At 62.0% G+C, this 18,000-nt stretch carries 17 protein-coding genes; 14 read left to right on the forward strand and 3 right to left on the reverse strand.

Going from position 1 to position 18,000, the window contains the following annotated elements:
- Positions 1-939, reverse strand: a complete 939-nt coding sequence (locus tag NKI24_RS00315) for a GntR family transcriptional regulator (RefSeq protein ID WP_352742742.1) — start codon at positions 937-939, stop codon at positions 1-3.
- Positions 940-1,169: 230 nt separating this feature from the next.
- Between NKI24_RS00315 and NKI24_RS00320 the strand changes: the two genes are divergently transcribed.
- From NKI24_RS00320 to NKI24_RS00355, 8 genes are all read left to right on the forward strand, one after another.
- Positions 1,170-2,234 carry a polyamine ABC transporter substrate-binding protein gene (locus tag NKI24_RS00320; protein ID WP_352742745.1) on the forward strand — a complete coding sequence of 355 codons (1,065 nt, stop codon included), beginning with the start codon at positions 1,170-1,172 and terminating at the stop codon, positions 2,232-2,234.
- A 106-nt stretch (positions 2,235-2,340) separates the two neighbouring features.
- Positions 2,341-3,183 (forward strand): ABC transporter permease, encoded by an 843-nt coding sequence (locus NKI24_RS00325; RefSeq protein ID WP_352452940.1) that lies wholly within the window; start codon positions 2,341-2,343, stop codon positions 3,181-3,183.
- Complete coding sequence (locus NKI24_RS00330; protein ID WP_352454154.1) at positions 3,176-3,970, forward strand: ABC transporter permease; 795 nt, start codon at positions 3,176-3,178, stop codon at positions 3,968-3,970. The genes NKI24_RS00325 and NKI24_RS00330 overlap by 8 nt, the downstream gene beginning before the upstream one ends.
- Entirely contained in the window at positions 3,967-5,040 is a 1,074-nt protein-coding gene (locus tag NKI24_RS00335; RefSeq protein ID WP_352742748.1) for an ABC transporter ATP-binding protein, read from the forward strand. The genes NKI24_RS00330 and NKI24_RS00335 overlap by 4 nt, the downstream gene beginning before the upstream one ends.
- Before the next feature lie 17 nt (positions 5,041-5,057).
- Positions 5,058-6,332, forward strand: coding sequence for a glycosyltransferase (locus NKI24_RS00340; RefSeq protein ID WP_352539292.1), 1,275 nt, complete (start codon positions 5,058-5,060; stop codon positions 6,330-6,332).
- Positions 6,329-6,676, forward strand: a complete 348-nt coding sequence (locus NKI24_RS00345) for a cupin domain-containing protein (protein ID WP_352539293.1) — start codon at positions 6,329-6,331, stop codon at positions 6,674-6,676. The genes NKI24_RS00340 and NKI24_RS00345 overlap by 4 nt, the downstream gene beginning before the upstream one ends.
- A gap of 23 nt (positions 6,677-6,699) precedes the next feature.
- Entirely contained in the window at positions 6,700-7,044 is a 345-nt protein-coding gene (locus NKI24_RS00350) for a cupin domain-containing protein (protein WP_352452935.1), read from the forward strand.
- Positions 7,045-7,205: 161 nt separating this feature from the next.
- Positions 7,206-8,714: an aldehyde dehydrogenase family protein gene (locus NKI24_RS00355; protein ID WP_352741937.1), complete on the forward strand. Its 1,509-nt coding sequence runs from the start codon at positions 7,206-7,208 to the stop codon at positions 8,712-8,714.
- Positions 8,715-8,841: 127 nt separating this feature from the next.
- Here the strand turns inward: NKI24_RS00355 and NKI24_RS00360 are convergent, their stop codons facing one another.
- Positions 8,842-10,173 carry a PQQ-dependent sugar dehydrogenase gene (locus NKI24_RS00360; protein ID WP_352742752.1) on the reverse strand — a complete coding sequence of 444 codons (1,332 nt, stop codon included), beginning with the start codon at positions 10,171-10,173 and terminating at the stop codon, positions 8,842-8,844.
- Positions 10,174-10,571: 398 nt separating this feature from the next.
- On the opposite strand from NKI24_RS00360, the gene NKI24_RS00365 reads away from it, so the two are divergent.
- Entirely contained in the window at positions 10,572-11,531 is a 960-nt protein-coding gene (locus NKI24_RS00365; protein ID WP_031211408.1) for a DMT family transporter, read from the forward strand.
- Positions 11,532-11,599: 68 nt separating this feature from the next.
- On the opposite strand, the gene NKI24_RS00370 is transcribed toward NKI24_RS00365, so the two are convergent.
- Positions 11,600-12,796 (reverse strand): ROK family transcriptional regulator, encoded by a 1,197-nt coding sequence (locus NKI24_RS00370; protein ID WP_352448122.1) that lies wholly within the window; start codon positions 12,794-12,796, stop codon positions 11,600-11,602.
- Positions 12,797-12,939: 143 nt separating this feature from the next.
- Between NKI24_RS00370 and NKI24_RS00375 the strand changes: the two genes are divergently transcribed.
- Genes NKI24_RS00375 through NKI24_RS00395 form a run of 5 tightly spaced genes read left to right on the forward strand, consistent with a single transcriptional unit; the run spans position 12,940 to position 17,982 of the window.
- Positions 12,940-14,205: an ABC transporter substrate-binding protein gene (locus tag NKI24_RS00375; RefSeq protein WP_352742754.1), complete on the forward strand. Its 1,266-nt coding sequence runs from the start codon at positions 12,940-12,942 to the stop codon at positions 14,203-14,205.
- A gap of 57 nt (positions 14,206-14,262) precedes the next feature.
- On the forward strand, positions 14,263-15,201 hold the full coding sequence (locus NKI24_RS00380) for a carbohydrate ABC transporter permease (protein WP_352742756.1): 939 nt from the start codon (positions 14,263-14,265) through the stop codon (positions 15,199-15,201).
- Entirely contained in the window at positions 15,194-16,096 is a 903-nt protein-coding gene (locus NKI24_RS00385; protein ID WP_352741943.1) for a carbohydrate ABC transporter permease, read from the forward strand. Before NKI24_RS00380 ends, NKI24_RS00385 begins: the two co-directional genes overlap by 8 nt.
- A gap of 10 nt (positions 16,097-16,106) precedes the next feature.
- The gene (locus tag NKI24_RS00390) at positions 16,107-17,204 is read left to right on the forward strand and encodes an ABC transporter ATP-binding protein (protein ID WP_352741944.1); all 1,098 of its coding nucleotides are present in this window, start codon (positions 16,107-16,109) and stop codon (positions 17,202-17,204) included.
- 4 nt (positions 17,205-17,208) lie between these two features.
- The gene (locus NKI24_RS00395; protein ID WP_352454144.1) at positions 17,209-17,982 is read left to right on the forward strand and encodes an SDR family NAD(P)-dependent oxidoreductase; all 774 of its coding nucleotides are present in this window, start codon (positions 17,209-17,211) and stop codon (positions 17,980-17,982) included.
- The last annotated feature ends 18 nt before the right edge of the window (positions 17,983-18,000 follow it).

The raw sequence follows: 18,000 nt of genomic DNA on the forward strand, positions 1-18,000 counted from the left end.
TTATTCCGGCCGGCTGATCATGCCGAACAGCGCGGGCGCCCCGCGACTGGCCGCCTGCGGTCGCTGGCTGCGGGAAAGCCGCAGATGGACCCGAAGCAGATCGGCTGCAACCTCGTACTGCTGGCTCTCCAGATGGTCGAGTATGGTCAGATGCTCGCGCAATGATTGCTTCAGCCGGAAGACATTGACGCCGGCATACGTTCCCGGCAGCCGGCGCAGCCTGAGATGATCGGCCAACGCCTCGGCGACGAAGCGGTTGGCGGAGCCACCGGCGATCATCCCGTGAAAATCGATGTCCAGCCGTTGGAACTCTCTGGAATCGAATGCCGCGTCGGGCAGAGCCAGCAGCATTTCCATGCCCTGTCGCAAGGCTGCCGCGCGCGTCCCATCCAGCCGGAACCCAGGCGCCAGAAGGGCGGCGGGTTCCAGCAACAGCCGGAATTCATAGCTCTCCCCTTGTGCGCCAGGATCGTCCGGCACTCTCCTGAAAAGCCAGGACTGCCCCGGCGCGCGGTCCAGAAGATTTTCCTCGGCCAGTTTCTTCAGCGATTTTAGTACCGTCCTGCGCTCGGCATTATACCGTCGCATCAGCGCGCCGACGGTGACCGTCTGGTCCAGCCGGCGCGCCGAGCGGTCTCGCAGGATCATGTCGGCAAGTTCATCCTCCTCGGCGCTCGGCAGGTCGGCGGCGACGGTCGTCTGGCTTGTGAGGTCTACGGCCAAGCGATAGCCGGACTCAGCCTCCCATTGAACTACGCCTTTTTCAGTGAGCAGACGCAGCGCGGCCCGCACCGGAGTTCGGGATACATTGCAGAGCGAAGCGATCTGCTGCTCCGGGAGATGAGCGCCGGGTTCAAAGCCGCGTTTCCGGGCCACATCGAGAATGCGCTGTGCAAGGTCGAGATGGTTGGTGCGGGGACGTCGGGCTGCAACTTGCATGGCAATTCTCATGAACGACGGGCGGCGCAGGTTTGGCCGATTGCCCTTGCGGATGCGATCGGCCGGGATTCACCTAGTTTGACAAATTATGGATTGACGTACTTTTTTCTGCAATAGTACTGTGAGGTCAATCGGCAATAAAAAGACCGGGGAACAGGATCAAAGCGGCTACGGCTGCAAGCGCTGGTCCGACGACTAAGTTCGACGATCAACCAGAATGGGAGTCTGTCATGACCACCACCACCCTGCGGCACCGTCCGTTAAGGAAATCCTTGATCGCACTTGGCCTTGGCCTGGCGCTGTCAGCGCCGGCGGCTGCCTCCGACCTCGTTATCTCCAACTGGGACGGCTACATGGCGCCGGATGCCATGAAAGCTTTCAAGGCGGCGACCGGTGTCTCCGGTGAAGTCGTGGTTCACGCCACTAACGAGGAGATCATGGGCAAGCTCGTCGCGTCCGGCGGCAAGGGCTATGACGTGGTCTTCGTCTCCTCGCCCTTCGCCGAACTGCTGAACAAGCTCGGCCTGATCGAGGCGATCGACCATGCCAAGATCCCTAACCTCGCCAATCTCTACTCCGAGGCGGCGAAGCTGCCGCACGACGCCGGCAACAATTTTTCCGTGCCCTACACTTGGGGCACCACCGGCCTTTGCTACCGTTCGGATCTGGTGAAGGCGGAGCCGGTGAGCTGGAACGACCTTCTCGCCCCGTCCGATGCGCTCAAGGGCAAGACGACGATGCTGGCGACCGACCGCTGGCTGCTTGCCGCCGGCCAACTCGCCAAGGGCTATTCGGTGAACGAGACCGATCCGGCAAAGCTCGGCGAAGTCAAGGACCTGCTAATCTCGGCCAAGAAGACCTTGCTGGCCTATGACGACACGACCTTTTATTCAAAGCTGGTCTCAGGCGAGGCGCTGATGGTTCAGGCCTGGGATGGCTGGTGCAATTACGGGATCGCCGAGAATCCACAAATTAAATACACCATACCGAAAGAAGGCTCGGATCTCTGGGTCGATACGATGGTCGTGATGAAGGCATCGGCCAACAAGGACGCCGCCTTCCAGTTCATCAACTTCATGCTGGACGCCAAGAACCACGCCTGGGCGGCCCAGAACATCGACTACAAGGTACCGAACAAGCCGGCTATGGAAAGCCTGCCGGCGGATTTTCTCGCCAAATTTCCCAATATGAGCATGCCGGTGGCAGAGTTGGTCAAGTTCGAGCAGTTGCGCGATGTCGGCGATGCCCAACGCGACTACTCGAAGATCGTCAGCGAAATCAAGGCCGCGCAATAACCGACATCAAAATCAGAGATCCCGGTCGACGGCGGGGTTTTCGCCGCCGACCGTTGAATGCGGTACCGCAATCTTGTCCCAAACAAGACTTCGCTCATTCTTGCTGATGACGCCGGCGCTGGCCTCGCTCACCGCCTTGATGGTCGTGCCATGCGCGCTGGTGCTGGCGCTCGCCTTCTTCCGGCGCGGCATCTATGGCGGCATCGATTACACTTTCACGCTGGAGAATTTCGGGCTGGTGTTCGACCCGCTCTATGCCGGCATCTTCCTCAATTCGGCGCGCATTGCCGGCACGGCAACCCTGGTCGCGGTGGTGATCGGTTATGCCGCCGCCTATGCGATCGCGGCAGCACCCCGGCAACTGCAGCCGGCGTTTCTGTTCTTTGCCGTCTTGCCCTTCTGGTCCAACTACCTGATCCGTACCTATGCCTGGATCGTGCTGCTCAACCGCGAAGGGCTGATCACAAAACTGCTGCGCTGGTTCGGCTACACCGGCGAGCCGCCGTCGATGCTTTATACCGAAGGCGCCGTCATCGCCGGTCTGGTCTACAACTATCTGCCCTTCGTCATCCTGGCCTGCTACGCGCCGCTGTCGCGGCTCAATCCGGAGCTCGCAGAGGCCTCGCGTGATCTCGGCGCGTCGGCCGCGACCACATTTCGCCGGGTCATCCTGCCACTGACCGTGCCGGGTATCGCCGCCGGTGCTGTTTTCGTCTTCGTGCTGTCGATCGGCAATTTCGTGACCCCTGCTCTGCTCGGCGGTGGGCGCTTCCAGATGATCGGCAATGTCGTCTACGAGCAGTTCCTGACCGCCAATGACTGGCCCTTCGGTGCGGCACTGGCAATGGTGCTGATCGCCATCATGCTGCTGGTGCTGACGGCGCAGGCCCTGGCTGCTGATCGCGCCTCGGGCCGTACCGCCGAAGCGAGAGGAGGCGCCGATGGCTGAGCGCTCCCTCGCCACGAGGCGCGCGCTCTGGCTCGTGCTTTCACTGGTCCTGGCCTTCCTCTACATCCCGATCGCCGTGCTGGTGGCGCTGTCGTTCAACCAAGGCGGGCTGCCGACCGTCTGGTCGGGCTTTTCGCTGAAATGGTATGTCTCGCTAATCGGAAACGCCGCAATCCTTTCTGCCGCGCTCAACACACTGATCGTGGCACTTGTCTCGACCGCCATCGCCACGCTGCTCGGCACCCTGCTGGCGATCGGCGTCGAAATACGCCGGCAATACGGCAAAGGTCTCGAGGCGCTGATCTTTGCGCCGATGATCATTCCCGACATCGTGCTGGCGATCGCGCTGCTCAGCTTCTTCTCGATGCTTGATCTCACCTTGGGCCTGCACACCATCATCCTCGCCCATGTCGTCTTCAATCTCGCCTTCGTCTGCTCCGTGGTGCGCGCTCGGCTGAAAAGCTTCGACTGGTCGATCGTCGAGGCCTCTGCCGATCTCGGTGCTTCCGCGCTCACGACATTTCGGCGGGTGACGTTGCCGGTGATCCTGCCTGCCGTCGTCGCCGGCGCGCTGCTCGCCTTCACCCTTTCGGTCGACGAATTCATCATCGCCTTCTTCACCGCCGGCGCCGGCCGCGCCTCGACCACGCTGCCGATGCAGATCTATTCGATGATTCGTTTCGGCATCACGCCGGAGATCAATGCCTTGGCGACTATCGTCATGGCGGTCTCAATCACCGCGCTGACCCTGTCGCAGCGGCTCAACCGTGGAGTGATCGGCCAATGAACGAGCCCCGCACGCTGCTGGCGATCGACAACGTGTCGAAGAAGTTCGGCCGGGTGACGGCGGTCGACGGCATTTCGCTGGATATCCGCGAGAACGAGTTCTTCGCCTTGCTTGGACCTTCGGGCTCCGGCAAGACAACGCTGCTGCGCATGTTGGCCGGCTTTGAGACGCCCAATGACGGGCGCATCCTGCTCGACGGCCGTGACATCGCCAGGACCCCGCCCAATAAGCGGCCGGTCAATCTGATGTTCCAGTCCTATGCGCTGTTTCCGCATATGAGCGTCAGGGCGAATGTTTCCTACGGCCTCGAAATGGAACGCTTGCCTGCAAAGGAAATCCGCTCCCGTGTCGACGCCATTTTGGCGACGACCGAACTCGTTGCCTTCGCCGACCGCAAGCCGGAGCAATTGTCTGGCGGGCAGAAGCAGCGCGTCGCGCTTGCCCGAGCGCTGGTCAAGCGACCACGGCTGCTTCTGCTCGACGAACCGCTTGGTGCACTCGACAAGAAATTGCGCGGGGCCATGCAACTGGAGCTGAAGCGGCTGCAGCACGAGGTCGGCATCACCTTCGTCATCGTCACCCATGATCAGGAGGAATCGCTCGTCATGGCCGACCGTATGGCAGTGCTCAGGGACGGCAAGCTGCTGCAATGCGATACACCCCATGCGGTCTACGAGCACCCGGGGGACCGTTTCGTCGCCGACTTCATCGGCGTCATGAATTTCGTACCGGGCAAAGCCGCCGGCGACGGCGTGCTGGCAAGCAACGGCGTGCGGATCGCCGGCGATGTTCCCGCAACAATTTCGCCCGGCGCTGCGGCGCTAGCTTCAGTGCGGCCCGAACGCATCCGGCTGTTCCCATCGGCAGAAACGGCCAACCGTATCTTCGGCGCGGTCGAGGCGCTGGCCTATCAGGGACTCGATCTGCAGCTGCACGTCCGCACCGCCCTGTCGCCAAAGCCGTTCCTGGTGCGCGTCACCGCCGACGCCGCCGACCGCCGCCCGGTCTCGTCGGGCGATACAGTCGAGCTCGGCTGGGATGCGGCTGACGTCAGAATTTTCGCAGATTGATCGAAGGAGAACCTCTCATGACGCAGAAGACGATCGCGTTCTTTCCGGAGGCCGCCTATGGCCCCGCGCTCAATTCCGTCGGCATAGCCCAGGCGATCGAGGCGCGCGGCCACAGAGCGGTGTTCCTGTCGGACCCCGGTTTCGTCGACGTCTACAAGGGCTACGGCTTCGAGGCTCATCCGGTGAACCTGTCCGAGCCGATGCCGCCGGAACAGATGGCCAAGTTCTGGGAAGACTTCATCAACGGCCACATCCCGAACTTCCGCAAATCGCCCTACGACCAGGTCGACAATTACGTGAAGGATTGCTGGACGGCGATCGTCGACAGCGCCAAATGGGCTGAGAAGGATCTGCCTGGCGTGCTTGCGACGATCAAGCCTGATGTCATCTGCGTCGACAACGTCATCCTGTTCCCGGCAATCAAGCAGTATGGCAAGCCCTGGGTGCGCGTCATCTCCTGCTCGGAAAACGAGATCGAGGACGAGGACATCCCGCCACATCTGTCCGGCTGCGGCGAGAACGACCACGCCTGCCATCGGCGTTACCGCGACCATTTCAACGCCGTCATCAAGCCGATCCATGACAACTTCAATGCGTTTTTGAAAGCGAACAACGAAGCGCCGTATCCGATCGGCCAGTTTTTCGAGGCCTCGCCGTACCTCAATCTGCTGCTTTATCCCGAGGCGGCGAAGTTCATGCGCCGCTATCCGCTCGACCCGGCAAAATTCCAATATCTGGAAGGCTGCGTGCGGCAGGAGAAGCCCTACACCGTGCCGGTTTTTGCGAAGAATAATGACGGGCCGCTGCTCTATGTTTCCTTCGGCAGCCTTGGCGCCGGCGATGTCGATCTGCTGAAGCGCATCGTCGCAACGTTGGGCAAGACGCGCTACCGGGCGCTGGTCAATGTCGGCGGCTACAAGGAGCAGTACGCGCAAGTGCCCGAAAACGTCATCGTCGAGAGCTGGTTCCCGCAGCCCTCGGTCATCCCGCAGGTCGATGCGGTGATCCATCATGGCGGCAACAACTCGTTCACGGAGTGCCTGTATTTCGGCAAGCCGGCGATCATCATGCCCTACGTCTGGGACGGCCACGACAATGCGACGCGGGTCGAGGAGACCGGCCACGGCTTCGGCATGCCGCGCTACGACTGGAGCGACGCCGAGCTCATCGCCAGGATCGAAACCTGCCTGACCGACCCGGCAATCAAGGCCAAGCTGGCCAAGACGTCGGCCCAGATGCAGTCGCAGAACGGCCCGGAGAAAGCGGCTGCTTTGCTGGAGAAATTGCTGTGATCTCAGCCCCACACCTCCAGCAAGCCTCGACCCGCACCGACCTCGTCGACTGGGGCACCCAGCCCGACGCGCTGGAAGGCGCTTCGCACTCCACCGGCAGGCTGGTGCACAAGGGGCCGAACAACCAGCCGGAATCCGGCATCTGGGTCTGCACACCCGGTCGCTGGCGGCTGGCGATTCCGCGCGACGAATTGTGCCATTTCGTTGCCGGCCGCGCGACCTACAGATCGGACGACGGCGAGGTGATCGAGGTATCCGCCGCCACGGTTGTCATGTTCCCGGCCGGTTGGACCGGCGAATGCACCGTCCACGAGACCATCCGCAACGTTTACATGCTGGCCTAAAGCCGGCCACTGGAGCTCCCGACATGCCGACACCGATCATGAAATCGCCGCTCGCCCTCACCGACCTGGTCGACTGGGGCGTCATCCCCACCCTGATCGAGGGCGAATCCCGCACTTCCGGCAAGCTGCTGCACAAGGGGCCGGAGGGCCGCTCCGAATGCGGACTGTGGGTCTGCACGCCGGGCAAATGGCGCTGCCACGTCACCCGCGACGAGTTCTGCCATTTCCTCGAGGGACGCTGCACCTATGTCCACGAATCCGGCGAGGTGATCGAGATCGAACCGGACACCGCAGCGTTCTTTCCGCAGGACTGGAAGGGCGTCTGCACCGTCCACGAGACCATCAAGAAAGTTTACATGATCCGCTGAACCTTCTCGACAATTCTACCCTACCGGACACCTGACGCCGTTTTCTCCGCTTCCGATGCTCACGGACTTTAATGTCCGCTCCGCTTCGGTTCTCGAAAACCACGCCGCCTGTCTCGGCAGGGTGAATTCTCAAAAAGTTTCCGTGCACACGGGAGGACAGAATGGACTTTTCACCTGACCGGCCGACCTTCTTCGTCAATCCGGATTATCGGCCAATGACCGGTGCGGCAAAACCGGTGATCGATCCGGCGACGCTCGAAACCGTCGGCGCGATCACCGCAGCCAGCAACGGCGAGATCGACGCCGTGCTCACCGCAGCGACCAAGGCGCAAACGGCCTGGAAAAAGCTCGACGCCAAGAGCCGTGCCCGGCATCTGCACGCCGTCGCGAACGCCATCGAAGCGGCCGACTTCACGCGCTGCGCCGAGCTGATGGTGCACGAGATGGGCAAACCCTATCCGGAGGCGATCGGCGAGATCGCCAATTGCGCGCCGATCTTCCGCTATTACGCCGAAATGGCGCGTGACGACGCCGGCAAGATCGCCGGCACGACGCAGGCCGGTTCGTTCCAGTATGCCCGCTACGAGCCCTACGGCACGTCGGTGCACATCATGCCTTACAATTTTCCGATCCTGTTGATGTGCTGGACCGTCGCCGCCTCGCTTGCCGCCGGCAATGCCTGCGTGATCAAGCCCGCCGAAGCGACAACATTGTCGACGCTGGATTATATCACCGTGTTTCGCTCCCTGCCGGAGGGCCTGGTTTCCTGCATGCCAGGCGGAGCAGCAACGGCGCAGGCGCTGATCGCCTCGGACCGCACGCATGCGGTTGCTTTCACCGGTTCGGTCGCCGCCGGCAAGGCTGTCGCCGTCGCATGTGCAGAGCGCATGAAGCCTTGCGTCATCGAGGCCGGCGGCAGCGATCCCCTGATCATCAGCCAACACGCCCCACTGGACGTGGCGGCTGCCGGCAGCGTCACGGCTGCCTTCCATCTCACTGGCCAGGTCTGCACTTCGGCCGAACGGTTCTTCGTGGTTGATGCCGTTCACGACCGCTTCGTCGATCTGTTTGCCGAGAAAACGCGCGCGCTGCGTATCGGCAACGGCCTCGACAAAACCGAGATCGGACCGCTGGTCAGCGAGGCCGCGCGTGCGAAGGTCATCCGGCTGGTCGACGATGCGATCCGCAGCGGTGCCAAAGCGATCACCGGCGGACGCATTCCGCCGGCACATAATGTAGGCTGGTTCTACGAGCCGACCATCCTGACCGGCATCACCGCCGATATGGCAATCGTGCGCGAAGAGTGTTTCGGGCCGGTCGCCGCAATCTGCCGGGTCAAGGATTTCAACGAGGCGATAGAGCTTGCCAACGACAGCCCCTTCGGTCTCGGCGCCTCGGTCTTCACCACCGATCTTGCCGAAGCGCATGAGGCCGCGGAGCGGCTCGAGGCCGGCATGGTCTGGGTCAACAATCCGCTGATAGACAATGACGCGTTGCCGTTCGGGGGCTGGAAGGCTTCGGGCCTCGGCCGCGAGCTCGGCCGCCAGGGTCTGGATGCATTCCGCCGCTCGAAGATGGTCATCATCGACCACAGACCGGAGATTCAGGGCTGGTGGTATCCCTATCCTGACAGCTGGTTCCGCGAGGCAGGCGGGCGCAAGCATGTTTGACACGACTATCTTCGGGCGTGCTGCTAGCTAATTGTTTAGGATATCCGTCTCCGCCGAATGCAGCCATATCGGGCGTGGCGCTGTAGCCGAAGGCTGGTGAGATCGGAATCAGAAAGGCCACCTGCGCTCAACGGCCGTTCGCCCGGCGGACCCGCCAGATGACATTACCGACGTCGTCGGCGACGAGCAGTGCGCCAGTCTGATCGATAGCGACGCCGACCGGACGGCCCATCGCCTCGCCATTCCGCCCGATGAAGCCGGTGAGCACATCCTTCGGGAGACCGCTCGGTTTGCCCCCACGGAACGGCACGAAGATGACCTTGTAACCGCTGCGCACACTCCTGTTCCACGAGCCGTGCTGGCCGACGAAGGCGCCGTTGCCGTAGGCCGGACCGAGTTGCGCGCCTTTGGAGAAGATCAGTCCCAGCGAGGCGGTATGAGAGCCCAGGGCGTAATCGGGCTTGATCGCTGCCGCCACGAGATCGGGGCGCTGCGGCTTGACGCGTTTGTCGACGTTCTGTCCGTAGTAGCTGTAGGGCCAGCCGTAGAAAGCGCCGTCACGAACCGAGGTCATGTAATCCGGCACAAGGTCGTCGCCGATCTCGTCACGCTCGTTCACGGCGACCCAAAGCTGGCCAGTCTCAGGATTCCAGGAGAGCCCGTTCGGGTTGCGCAGGCCCGAGGCGAAGACCCGAGTGCGGCGGGTAGACCGATCCACTTCAAGGACAGCGGCGCGGTTCTTCTCCGCGGCTATGCCGTTTTCTCCAACGTTGCTGTTGGAACCAACGGTGACATAGAGCTTGCGTCCATCCGGAGTTGCGATCACGTCCTTGGTCCAATGATGGTTGAGGTCCCCGGCCGGCAAGTCGATGATCTTTTCCGGCGACGTGCTGACTCGGGTCTGGCCATTGGAGTAGGGGAAAGCGACGAGCGCATCGGTATTCGCGACATAGAGCTTGCCTTTGGACAGCGTCATGCCGAAGGGCGAATTGAGGCCTTCCGCGAACGTCGTGCGCACATCCGCAATGCCGTCGCCATCGGTGTCGCGCAGGAGCGTGATGCGGTTGGCGCTTTTGGTCGCGGCGCCAGCCCGCTTCATAGCCAGGTCCATGAAGACCTTTCTAAGACTGAAGCCTTCGTCATGCTTGGCAGGGGCATTGGTTTCAGCAACCAGCACGTCGCCGTTCGGAAGCACATGTAGCCAGCGCGGATGGTCGAGGCCGGTGGCGAAGGCGTTCACTGTCAGCCCCTTCGCCGGGGTCGGCATACCTTCTTTCTGCCAGCCTTTCGCCTCGGCGATGTTAACAGTCGGGATCAGCGTCGGTCTTGGTTTCGGTAATGTGGGGTTGGGGCCATAGCCGGATATTGCCCCGGTTTTTTGCGCCGGAATGCCAGCGCAGCTTGCCATGACGGTGCCCAACACCGCTACGAGTACGCTTCCTGGGAAGCCGGCATGCATCGGACGTCCTCCGCATGGATTTGGGTCGCGCTCTTTGTGCAAACGGAAGTCAGTGGCTTATTCTTCCAATTGCTTCGAAACAGCGGCGCTCGTAATCCGAGGGCCAGGAATTCGCGACAGATCTGCGCTCGGTAGAAATATGGCGCGAGAAGATTGTGGCAACCGCGCGAATATCTGTCGCGCAATATAAATCTCACATTTGTATCGCGCGAAATCGGTACGGCTTGCGCTTTTCGGTATCGAGTTGCTCATGGGCCAACATGCGTTCGAATGGAAGGAGACCGTGAACGGCGGGACCCACAACGACCCACCGATTGCACCAGCTGGTGAAACAGCTGTTGTTGCTGCTTAGCAAGACGCCGCAAATCTGCTAAAGTCTGCGGTGGGAGGAGACGGATATCCAATCGCTGCCGATAGCACATCCAAGTGTAGCGAAGGCGACACCCGGCGCATCACTTCCGCTCGCCTATTCCCTCGCGACGCTCTGCTGGCTCCTGTCGGCCGGCGTCTATATCGCCGCCAAGTGGGTTGCCCCCGAGATGCCGCCTTGGGCGCTCTGCTTCTGGCGGCTGACGCTCGCGTGCGCGATCCTGCTGCCTATCGTCCATCGTCATCACGGGGCGATGCTCGTGCTGATCCAATCCCGGGTGATCGAGGTGCTGGTCATCGGCACTATCGGGCTAACCTTGTGTCAGGGCATGATCTACACGGGCCTCAACTACACCAACGCGACAACCGCCGGCATCATCATGGCGCTGTCGCCGATCATGACTATGGTGCTTGCCCGCTTCGTGCTCGGCGAGCCCCTCGGTATCTGGAAAGCGCTTGGAGCGCTGGTCGCTCTGGCCGGGATGGTGGTGATCGTGGCGCGCGGCGACCTTGCCGCGCTGATGCAGCTGCAGTTCAATCCCGGCGAGTTGTGGATCGTCGGCAGCGCGTTTTGTTGGGGCCTCTACACCGTGCTGCTGCGTCGCGCCAAATTCGCTATCGAGCTTCTGCCGATGGTGGTCCTGCTGCTGGGAGCCGGCGCGCTGGCCGCACTGCCCTTCTATCTCTGGGAACTGTTTTCCGGGGATCGTTCGGCGCTGCATGCGAACGGCCTTCTGGCTCTCGCCTATGTTGCCGGCCCCGGCGGCGCTCTGATGTACTATCTCTACAACCGTAGCGTCGAGACACTTGGTGCGGGGCGCGCCAGCATGCTGCTCTATCTCCAGACCGCCTTCGTCGCCGTTCTCGCTTATCTGGTCCTTGGCGAAAGCTTGCACGACTACGATCTCGCCGGCGCCGCCTTCATCATCGCCGGCCTGCTGCTCGCCACCGCGATCAAGCCGAGGCAGCGCACGGTGCGTGTCGCGTAGGCAAACATCAGTTCCGCTGCTTCGGCGAGCAGCTCGCAAAATCAGAGCGCCACCCGAAGCAAGCCGGGTCACTGAAGCCGGCTGTTGTGGCGCAGCACGAGGCCGACCGCGCCGAGCAATGCGTCGTTCTCCGTGTGCTTGCCAACGATTATCCGCGTGCGCAGCGCAGGCGCCACATCGCGGGACTTGATGAGCGTGTGGCGTTCATATGATGCGATCAGTGGCGCCAGGAGAATGTCGCCCGCCAGGGCCATGCGGCCGCTGATGATGATGAGCGGCGGATTGAGAACCGAACCGATCAGGCCAAGGCCACGGCCGGCGAACTCGGCGGTGTCCTCGATCATCCGCAGCGCCCTCACGTCGCCCTCCTCGGCCATCATGATCACGTCGTCCATCGTGACCGGCCGCCGCACGATGCGCGAAATCTGCTCGAGCGGTCCGGCAAAGCTGGCATAGAGCTCCAGGCATCCTCGATTGCCGCACCGGCAAAGGTCGCCGCCGGGATCGATGCTGATGTGCCCGAATTCGCCGGCGCCGCCGGCGATGCCGCTCACCAGCCGACCGTGCTGGACAATGGCCCCGCCGACGCCCAGATCGACCTTGAACAGCACGAAATCGTCCTGGCCGACGGCCGCACCCCACATCAGCTCGGCAATGGCCGAGCAGTTGCTCTCATTGTCGGCGAAGATCGGCTGTTCAAGGACCGGCCCGAACACATCGCGGATGTTGACCCCGGCCCAGGTCGGAACGATACTCGCGCGCAGCACCACTCCTTCGCGGCTGACTGGGCCCGAGACGGAGACCCCAACCCCCAGGAGCCCCGCCATCGGCAGACCGTTCTCTTCGTAGCATCGGGCAATTACTGACTTGGCGAGCTGGGCCGCCTGTTGCGGCTGGTAGTCCAGACCCATGGGGATAGTTTGTTCGGCAACGAAAGAATGCGAGACGTCAGCGACGACACACCGCATCTCGTCGAGGCCCAGATGGATGCCGACGCAGGTGCCCGCAGCGGGATTGAGCGTCAATGTCGTGGCAGGCCTGCCGATACCCCTGGCCGCGTCATGATGGGCCGAGGATTCGATCACCATCCCTGACTTTCTCAAGCCGTTGAGCGCGGTTGAAACCGTCGACCGCGCCAAACCGGTAATGCGGGTAATTTGCGACGCAGAAAGCACGCCGCGCTCGCGCAGGCATCGGACGATCAGGCTCTCCGGCGACGCCGACGGCCTGTCGATCAGCCAATTTCTAAGCGAAGGTTTGTTCATGATGAGCACAAAGCACGTTGACTGATAGCCCAAATATGTCATCTTGGAAAGAACGGAGATTACTGCATCTCGCCGGCCACGACCTCAAATCGCGGGCCACAAGCGGTCGATACGAACCGTGCATCACATATGGGAGTGAAACGATGAAATACCTGAGGACGGCCTTTGCGGCCGCTACCGCCTTCACCTTGATTACCGGAACAGCCCTCGCGGAGCCGAAGACCAACCTCTTGCATCAATGGGCCACCGGATCGGACGCCCAGGCTATCGCCAAGCTCGGCGAGATGTTTACCTCCAAGGGTGGCACCTGGCAGCAGACCTCCATCGCAGGCCATACGGCCAATACATTGGCCAAACTGCGTGCTGATGTGATCGCCGGCAACGCACCTCCCGCTGTGCAGCTAAAGGGCCCCGAGATCGCCGAATGGAACGAGACGGGCATGACAGCCAATCTCGACGACCTGGCGAAGGCGGAAAATTGGGAGAAAGTCGTCGCTCCCGAATTGCTGCCGGTGATGAAGCCAACCGGGAATTGGGTGGCCGCGCCGATGAACATCCACCGCATCAACTGGCTGTGGGCATCGCCGAAGGTCATGAAGGACGCGGGCGTCACCGAGATGCCGAAGACATGGGCGGAATTCAACGCCGCCTGCGACAAGATCGTGGCCAGCGGCAAGATCTGCATTTCGCACTCGACCGCCGACTGGACCGACTCGACCGTCTTCGAAGTGGTCGTGTACGGTCAGGACCTCGATCTCTACAAGAAAGCTTTCGTCGAGGGCGACGTCGATGCCATGCGCAGCGACGGCATGGTCAAGGCCTTCGAGCAGTTTCGCACCATGACCTCGAAGTACATGGACCCCGGCATGAACGGGCGTGACTGGGATACCATGTCGCATCTCGTCGGCCGCGGCGAGGCCGCCTTCCACATCATGGGCGACTGGACGATCGGCCTGCTGACGGCCGGCGGCTTCAAGGAGGGCACCGACTATGTCTGCGCTCAGGCGCCGACCGATTGGGGCAAGCCCGGTTTCATCTTGAATTCAGACTCGGTCGTGTTCTTCAAGCAGAAGGACCCGGACTATATCGAGGGACAGAAGCTGCTTGCCAGCATCATCCTGTCGCCCGAATTCCAGACCATTTTCAATCAGACCAAAGGGTCCATTCCGGCCCGCCTCGACGTCGATCTTTCGAACGGCTTCAATCCCTGCCAGCAACTCTCGCAAAAGGATCTGCAAGCCTCGATCGCCGCCGGCACGCTCGTCCGTTCGATGGCGCACAACATGACGGTTCCGCAAAAGGTCCGCGGCGCAATAATGGATAGCATCACGGAGTTTGTAGCAACGCCGGATATGAGTGCGCAGGACGCGGCCAATGCGATGGCGGATGCGGCCGAAGCGCAGAAGTGACGCTGCCGATGATGGCCGGGGGCGAAGCTCCCGGCCAGACCTCGCCGGAGCAGCCCGATGTCCACCCATGATCTGATTGTACCAGCCGCAGCTGCCGCGGCCCGTCCGTGGCGCGAGCGCCTTGGCACGATGGTGCCCATTCTGGTGCTGGCGCCGTCGATAGCGGCGAGTTTCATCTATGTTTTCGTCTTCACGCTCTGGACGCTCTACATCTCGCTGTCCAATTCGTCGCTGTTGCCGACCTATGGGTTCGTCGGCCTGGACAATTACGCTTCGCTCTGGGCAAACCGGCGCTGGAACATCGCCTATACCAATCTCTTCCTGTTCAGCGGCTTCTATATCGTTGGCTCGATGGCCGTTGGCCTGCTGCTCGCGATCGCGATCGACCAGCGCGTCCGCGGCGAGGCGGTTTGGCGCACCATCTTTCTCTACCCGTTGACGGTGTCCTTCATCGTCACCGGTACGGTGTGGAGTTGGCTCTATAATCCTGTCGACGGTATCCAGGCCTTCGTTCGCGGGCTTGGCTGGACCGACTTCAGCTTCGCCCTGACGGCCAACCGCAACACTGCGATCTATGCGGTGATCATAACCGGTATCTGGCAGTCGTCCGGCTTCGCAATGGCACTTTTCCTGGCCGGTCTGCGGTCGGTCGATCCGGATCTCGTCAAGGCCGCGCAAATCGACGGCGCGTCGGTTTTCCGGACCTATCGCAGGGTCATCCTGCCAACCATCGCCCCGATATTCCTGGCGGTGGCGGTCATTCAGATACAATTCGCCATCAAGACCTTCGACCTGGTGGCGGCGTTGACGCGAGGCGGCCCAGGTGTGTCCACCACCTTCCCCGCCATCTATGTCTACGACCTGATGTTCCAGCGCGGCCAAATCGGCGAAGGTGCCGCCGCGGCGATGATGATGCTCGCTGCGGTCGCGGTGGTGCTGGTGCCGTATTCCTTGTGGATCGTCTGGCGCCGGCGAGCGGAGGGCCGCAATGGCTGAAATTGCGCCTAATGCCCGTTTTGATCCGGAAGAAGCCGCTGCCACGCGCCGGCATTTCTGGAGCCGCTTCCTTGTCTATGCCGTGCTGACGCTTTTCGCGGTCGTTTATCTCGTGCCGTTGCTGGTGGTGATCTTCAACTCATTGCGCGAGCAGTCGGAGATTGCCCGCAACGGCCTCATCTCCGTACCGCGCAGCTTCCGGTTCGATGCGTGGGCGCAGGCCTGGGGATCCTACTGCGTCAGCGGTACCTGCGAGGGAATGAAGCGCAATTTCTTCAACTCCCTGGCCATGACGATCCCCGCCACCATCATCTCGACCATTCTCGGCGCCATGAACGGCTACATCCTCTCCAAATGGCGCTTCAGGGGCTCTGAACTGATCTTCAATCTGATGCTGCTCGGCGTATTCATGCCCGGCCAGATTTCGCTGATGCCGTGGGCGTTCCTGCTCGGCAAGCTCGGCCTGACCAATTCCACATATGGGCTGGTGCTGATCCACATCGTCCAGGGCATCTCGTTCACCACCCTGTTCTGCCGCAATTTCTACGTCAGCATACCGGACGACCTGATCAAGGCGGCACGCATCGACGGCGCCGGCTTCTGGCGGATCTTCCGCAAGATCATCCTGCCCCTGTCGCCGCCCATCCTAATCGTCACCGTCATCTGGCAGTTCACCGGCATCTGGAACGAGTATCTGTTCGGCGTCGTCTTCACATCGGGCCAGCAGCAGCCGATCACAGCGGCACTGGTCGCGCTCACGGCCGGCGGCACGACCGCACGCGCTTACGATGTGATGAGCGCAGCCGTGCTGATCGGCGCGTTGCCTCCGCTGCTGATCTATCTGTTTGGTGGAAAATACTTCGTGCGCGGCCTCACCCAGGGCGCCATAAAATGAGGCGTCGCCCATGTCCGCGTTGATGATCCGCAACCTTCACAAGAGCTACGGCTCGCTCGAGATTCTTGCCGGCATCAATCTCGAGGCTAAGACCGGAGAATTCGTCGCCCTTGTCGGCCCGTCGGGTTGCGGCAAATCAACCTTGCTCGCCATGATCGCCGGACTGGAAACCGTCACGTCGGGCGAGATATGGATCGGCGACCGGCTGGTGAACTCGGTGCAACCCAAGGACCGCGATATTGCGATGGTGTTCCAGTCATACGCCCTCTATCCCACCATGACGGTGCGCCAGAACATCACCTTCGGCATGGAGAGCCGCGGCGTGCCAAAAGCGGCGCAGGCGGAAGCTGTCCAGCGGGTTACCGCACTCCTGCAGATCGAACAGCTGCTTAAACGCAAGCCCGGCCAGCTCTCGGGAGGCCAGCGGCAGCGCGTTGCGATGGGGCGTGCCCTCGTGCGCGACCCGAAGCTGTTTCTGTTCGACGAGCCCTTGTCCAACCTCGACGCCAAGCTGCGCGTCGACATGCGTACCGAAATCAAGAAGCTTCACCATCGCGTCGGCAAGACCACGGTGTATGTCACCCACGATCAGGTCGAGGCGATGACGCTTGCATCCCGCATTGCGGTGATGAACCAGGGCTCGGTACAGCAGTTCGACACGCCGAAGCGGATCTACGACCGGCCGACCAACATGTTCGTTGCCGGTTTCATGGGATCGCCGGCGATGAATTTCATTCCCGCCCGGCTTACGGGCTCGACCAGCATCTCGGTACGCGCCGCTGACGGCAGCGACGCCAGCCTCGCCCTTGCCGCGCCGATGCCCGCCGGTGCGCCAAAGGACGTCGTGCTCGGTATCCGGCCGGAACACATCTACCGTTTCACGACCGATCTGAAGTCGCGCAAACCTGCTGTGGCGTCCATGCAGGCGCCGGTCGAATTGGTCGAGCCTACCGGGGCCGAGACGCTTGCCGTGCTCAGGCTGGGTGACCTGGAGATCACCGGCCGTTTCGAGCCGGATGACGCTCCCGTCATGGGCGAGACGATAACGCTCGGCATCGACATGTCGCGCGCCTGTCTGTTCGATCCAACAACCAAGGCGCTTCTGTAGTTTGATGTCCGTACAATTCGCGACTTATCCAAGCTTGACCGATCGGGTCGTGCTGATCTCCGGCGGCGCCTCCGGCATTGGCGCCGATATGGTCCGCGCCTTCGTGGCGAACGGCGCCCGGATAGCCTTTCTCGATGTGCAGGACGAACCAGCGGAGGCGTTGGTGCGCGAGCTCGCTGGTGCCGCCGGGCAGGCTCCGTTATATCTCCATTGCGATGTGACCGACGTCGATGCGCTAAAGGCGTCGGTAGCAGGCGTGCGCGCGCGGCTTGGTCCGGTCGCCGTCCTGGTGAATAACGCAGCCAATGATCAGCGCCATCCCATCGACGCGGTAACGGCCGACTATTGGGACCGCAGCTTCGATGTCAATCTGAGGCATCACTTCTTCGCCGCGCAGGCAGTGCATCCGCATATGAAGGAACTCGGCTTCGGCTCGATCATAAACTTCTCCTCCATTGCCTGGCGGTTCGGAGCGGACCAGATGGTGGCCTATGCCACCGCCAAGGGGGCCGTGGTGGCGCTGACGCGTGCGTTGGCGCGGTCGTTCGGACCGGATAACATCCGCGTCAATGCGATCGAACCCGGCGCCGTCATGACCGAGCGGCAGCGCGAGCTGTGGTTCAAGACGCAGGAGGCAGTCGACCAGACGGTGCAGCGGCAATTGATCCGCCGCGTCCTGTTGGGCGAGGAGATTGCACGCACGGTGCTCTTCCTGGCAGCCGACGACAGCCGCATGATCACCAAACAGTCCATTACCGTCGATGCTGGTCTGCGCTAGTGACGCCGCTCCGCTCTC

This window comes from Mesorhizobium sp. M0701 (assembly GCF_040320365.1).
GTDB lineage: Bacteria > Pseudomonadota > Alphaproteobacteria > Rhizobiales > Rhizobiaceae > Mesorhizobium.

Bases quoted from the DNA above. Each gene is read 5' to 3' on its own strand.
- NKI24_RS00315 (WP_352742742.1), bottom strand. From the start codon at position 939: ATGCAAGTTGCAGCCCGACGTCCCCGCACCAACCATCTCGACCTTGCA.
- NKI24_RS00320 (WP_352742745.1), top strand. From the start codon at position 1,170: ATGACCACCACCACCCTGCGGCACCGTCCGTTAAGGAAATCCTTGATC.
- NKI24_RS00325 (WP_352452940.1), top strand. From the start codon at position 2,341: ATGACGCCGGCGCTGGCCTCGCTCACCGCCTTGATGGTCGTGCCATGC.
- NKI24_RS00330 (WP_352454154.1), top strand. From the start codon at position 3,176: ATGGCTGAGCGCTCCCTCGCCACGAGGCGCGCGCTCTGGCTCGTGCTT.
- NKI24_RS00335 (WP_352742748.1), top strand. From the start codon at position 3,967: ATGAACGAGCCCCGCACGCTGCTGGCGATCGACAACGTGTCGAAGAAG.
- NKI24_RS00340 (WP_352539292.1), top strand. From the start codon at position 5,058: ATGACGCAGAAGACGATCGCGTTCTTTCCGGAGGCCGCCTATGGCCCC.
- NKI24_RS00350 (WP_352452935.1), top strand. From the start codon at position 6,700: ATGCCGACACCGATCATGAAATCGCCGCTCGCCCTCACCGACCTGGTC.
- NKI24_RS00355 (WP_352741937.1), top strand. From the start codon at position 7,206: ATGGACTTTTCACCTGACCGGCCGACCTTCTTCGTCAATCCGGATTAT.
- NKI24_RS00360 (WP_352742752.1), bottom strand. From the start codon at position 10,173: ATGCATGCCGGCTTCCCAGGAAGCGTACTCGTAGCGGTGTTGGGCACC.
- NKI24_RS00370 (WP_352448122.1), bottom strand. From the start codon at position 12,796: ATGAACAAACCTTCGCTTAGAAATTGGCTGATCGACAGGCCGTCGGCG.
- NKI24_RS00375 (WP_352742754.1), top strand. From the start codon at position 12,940: ATGAAATACCTGAGGACGGCCTTTGCGGCCGCTACCGCCTTCACCTTG.
- NKI24_RS00380 (WP_352742756.1), top strand. From the start codon at position 14,263: ATGTCCACCCATGATCTGATTGTACCAGCCGCAGCTGCCGCGGCCCGT.
- NKI24_RS00385 (WP_352741943.1), top strand. From the start codon at position 15,194: ATGGCTGAAATTGCGCCTAATGCCCGTTTTGATCCGGAAGAAGCCGCT.
- NKI24_RS00390 (WP_352741944.1), top strand. From the start codon at position 16,107: ATGTCCGCGTTGATGATCCGCAACCTTCACAAGAGCTACGGCTCGCTC.
- NKI24_RS00395 (WP_352454144.1), top strand. From the start codon at position 17,209: ATGTCCGTACAATTCGCGACTTATCCAAGCTTGACCGATCGGGTCGTG.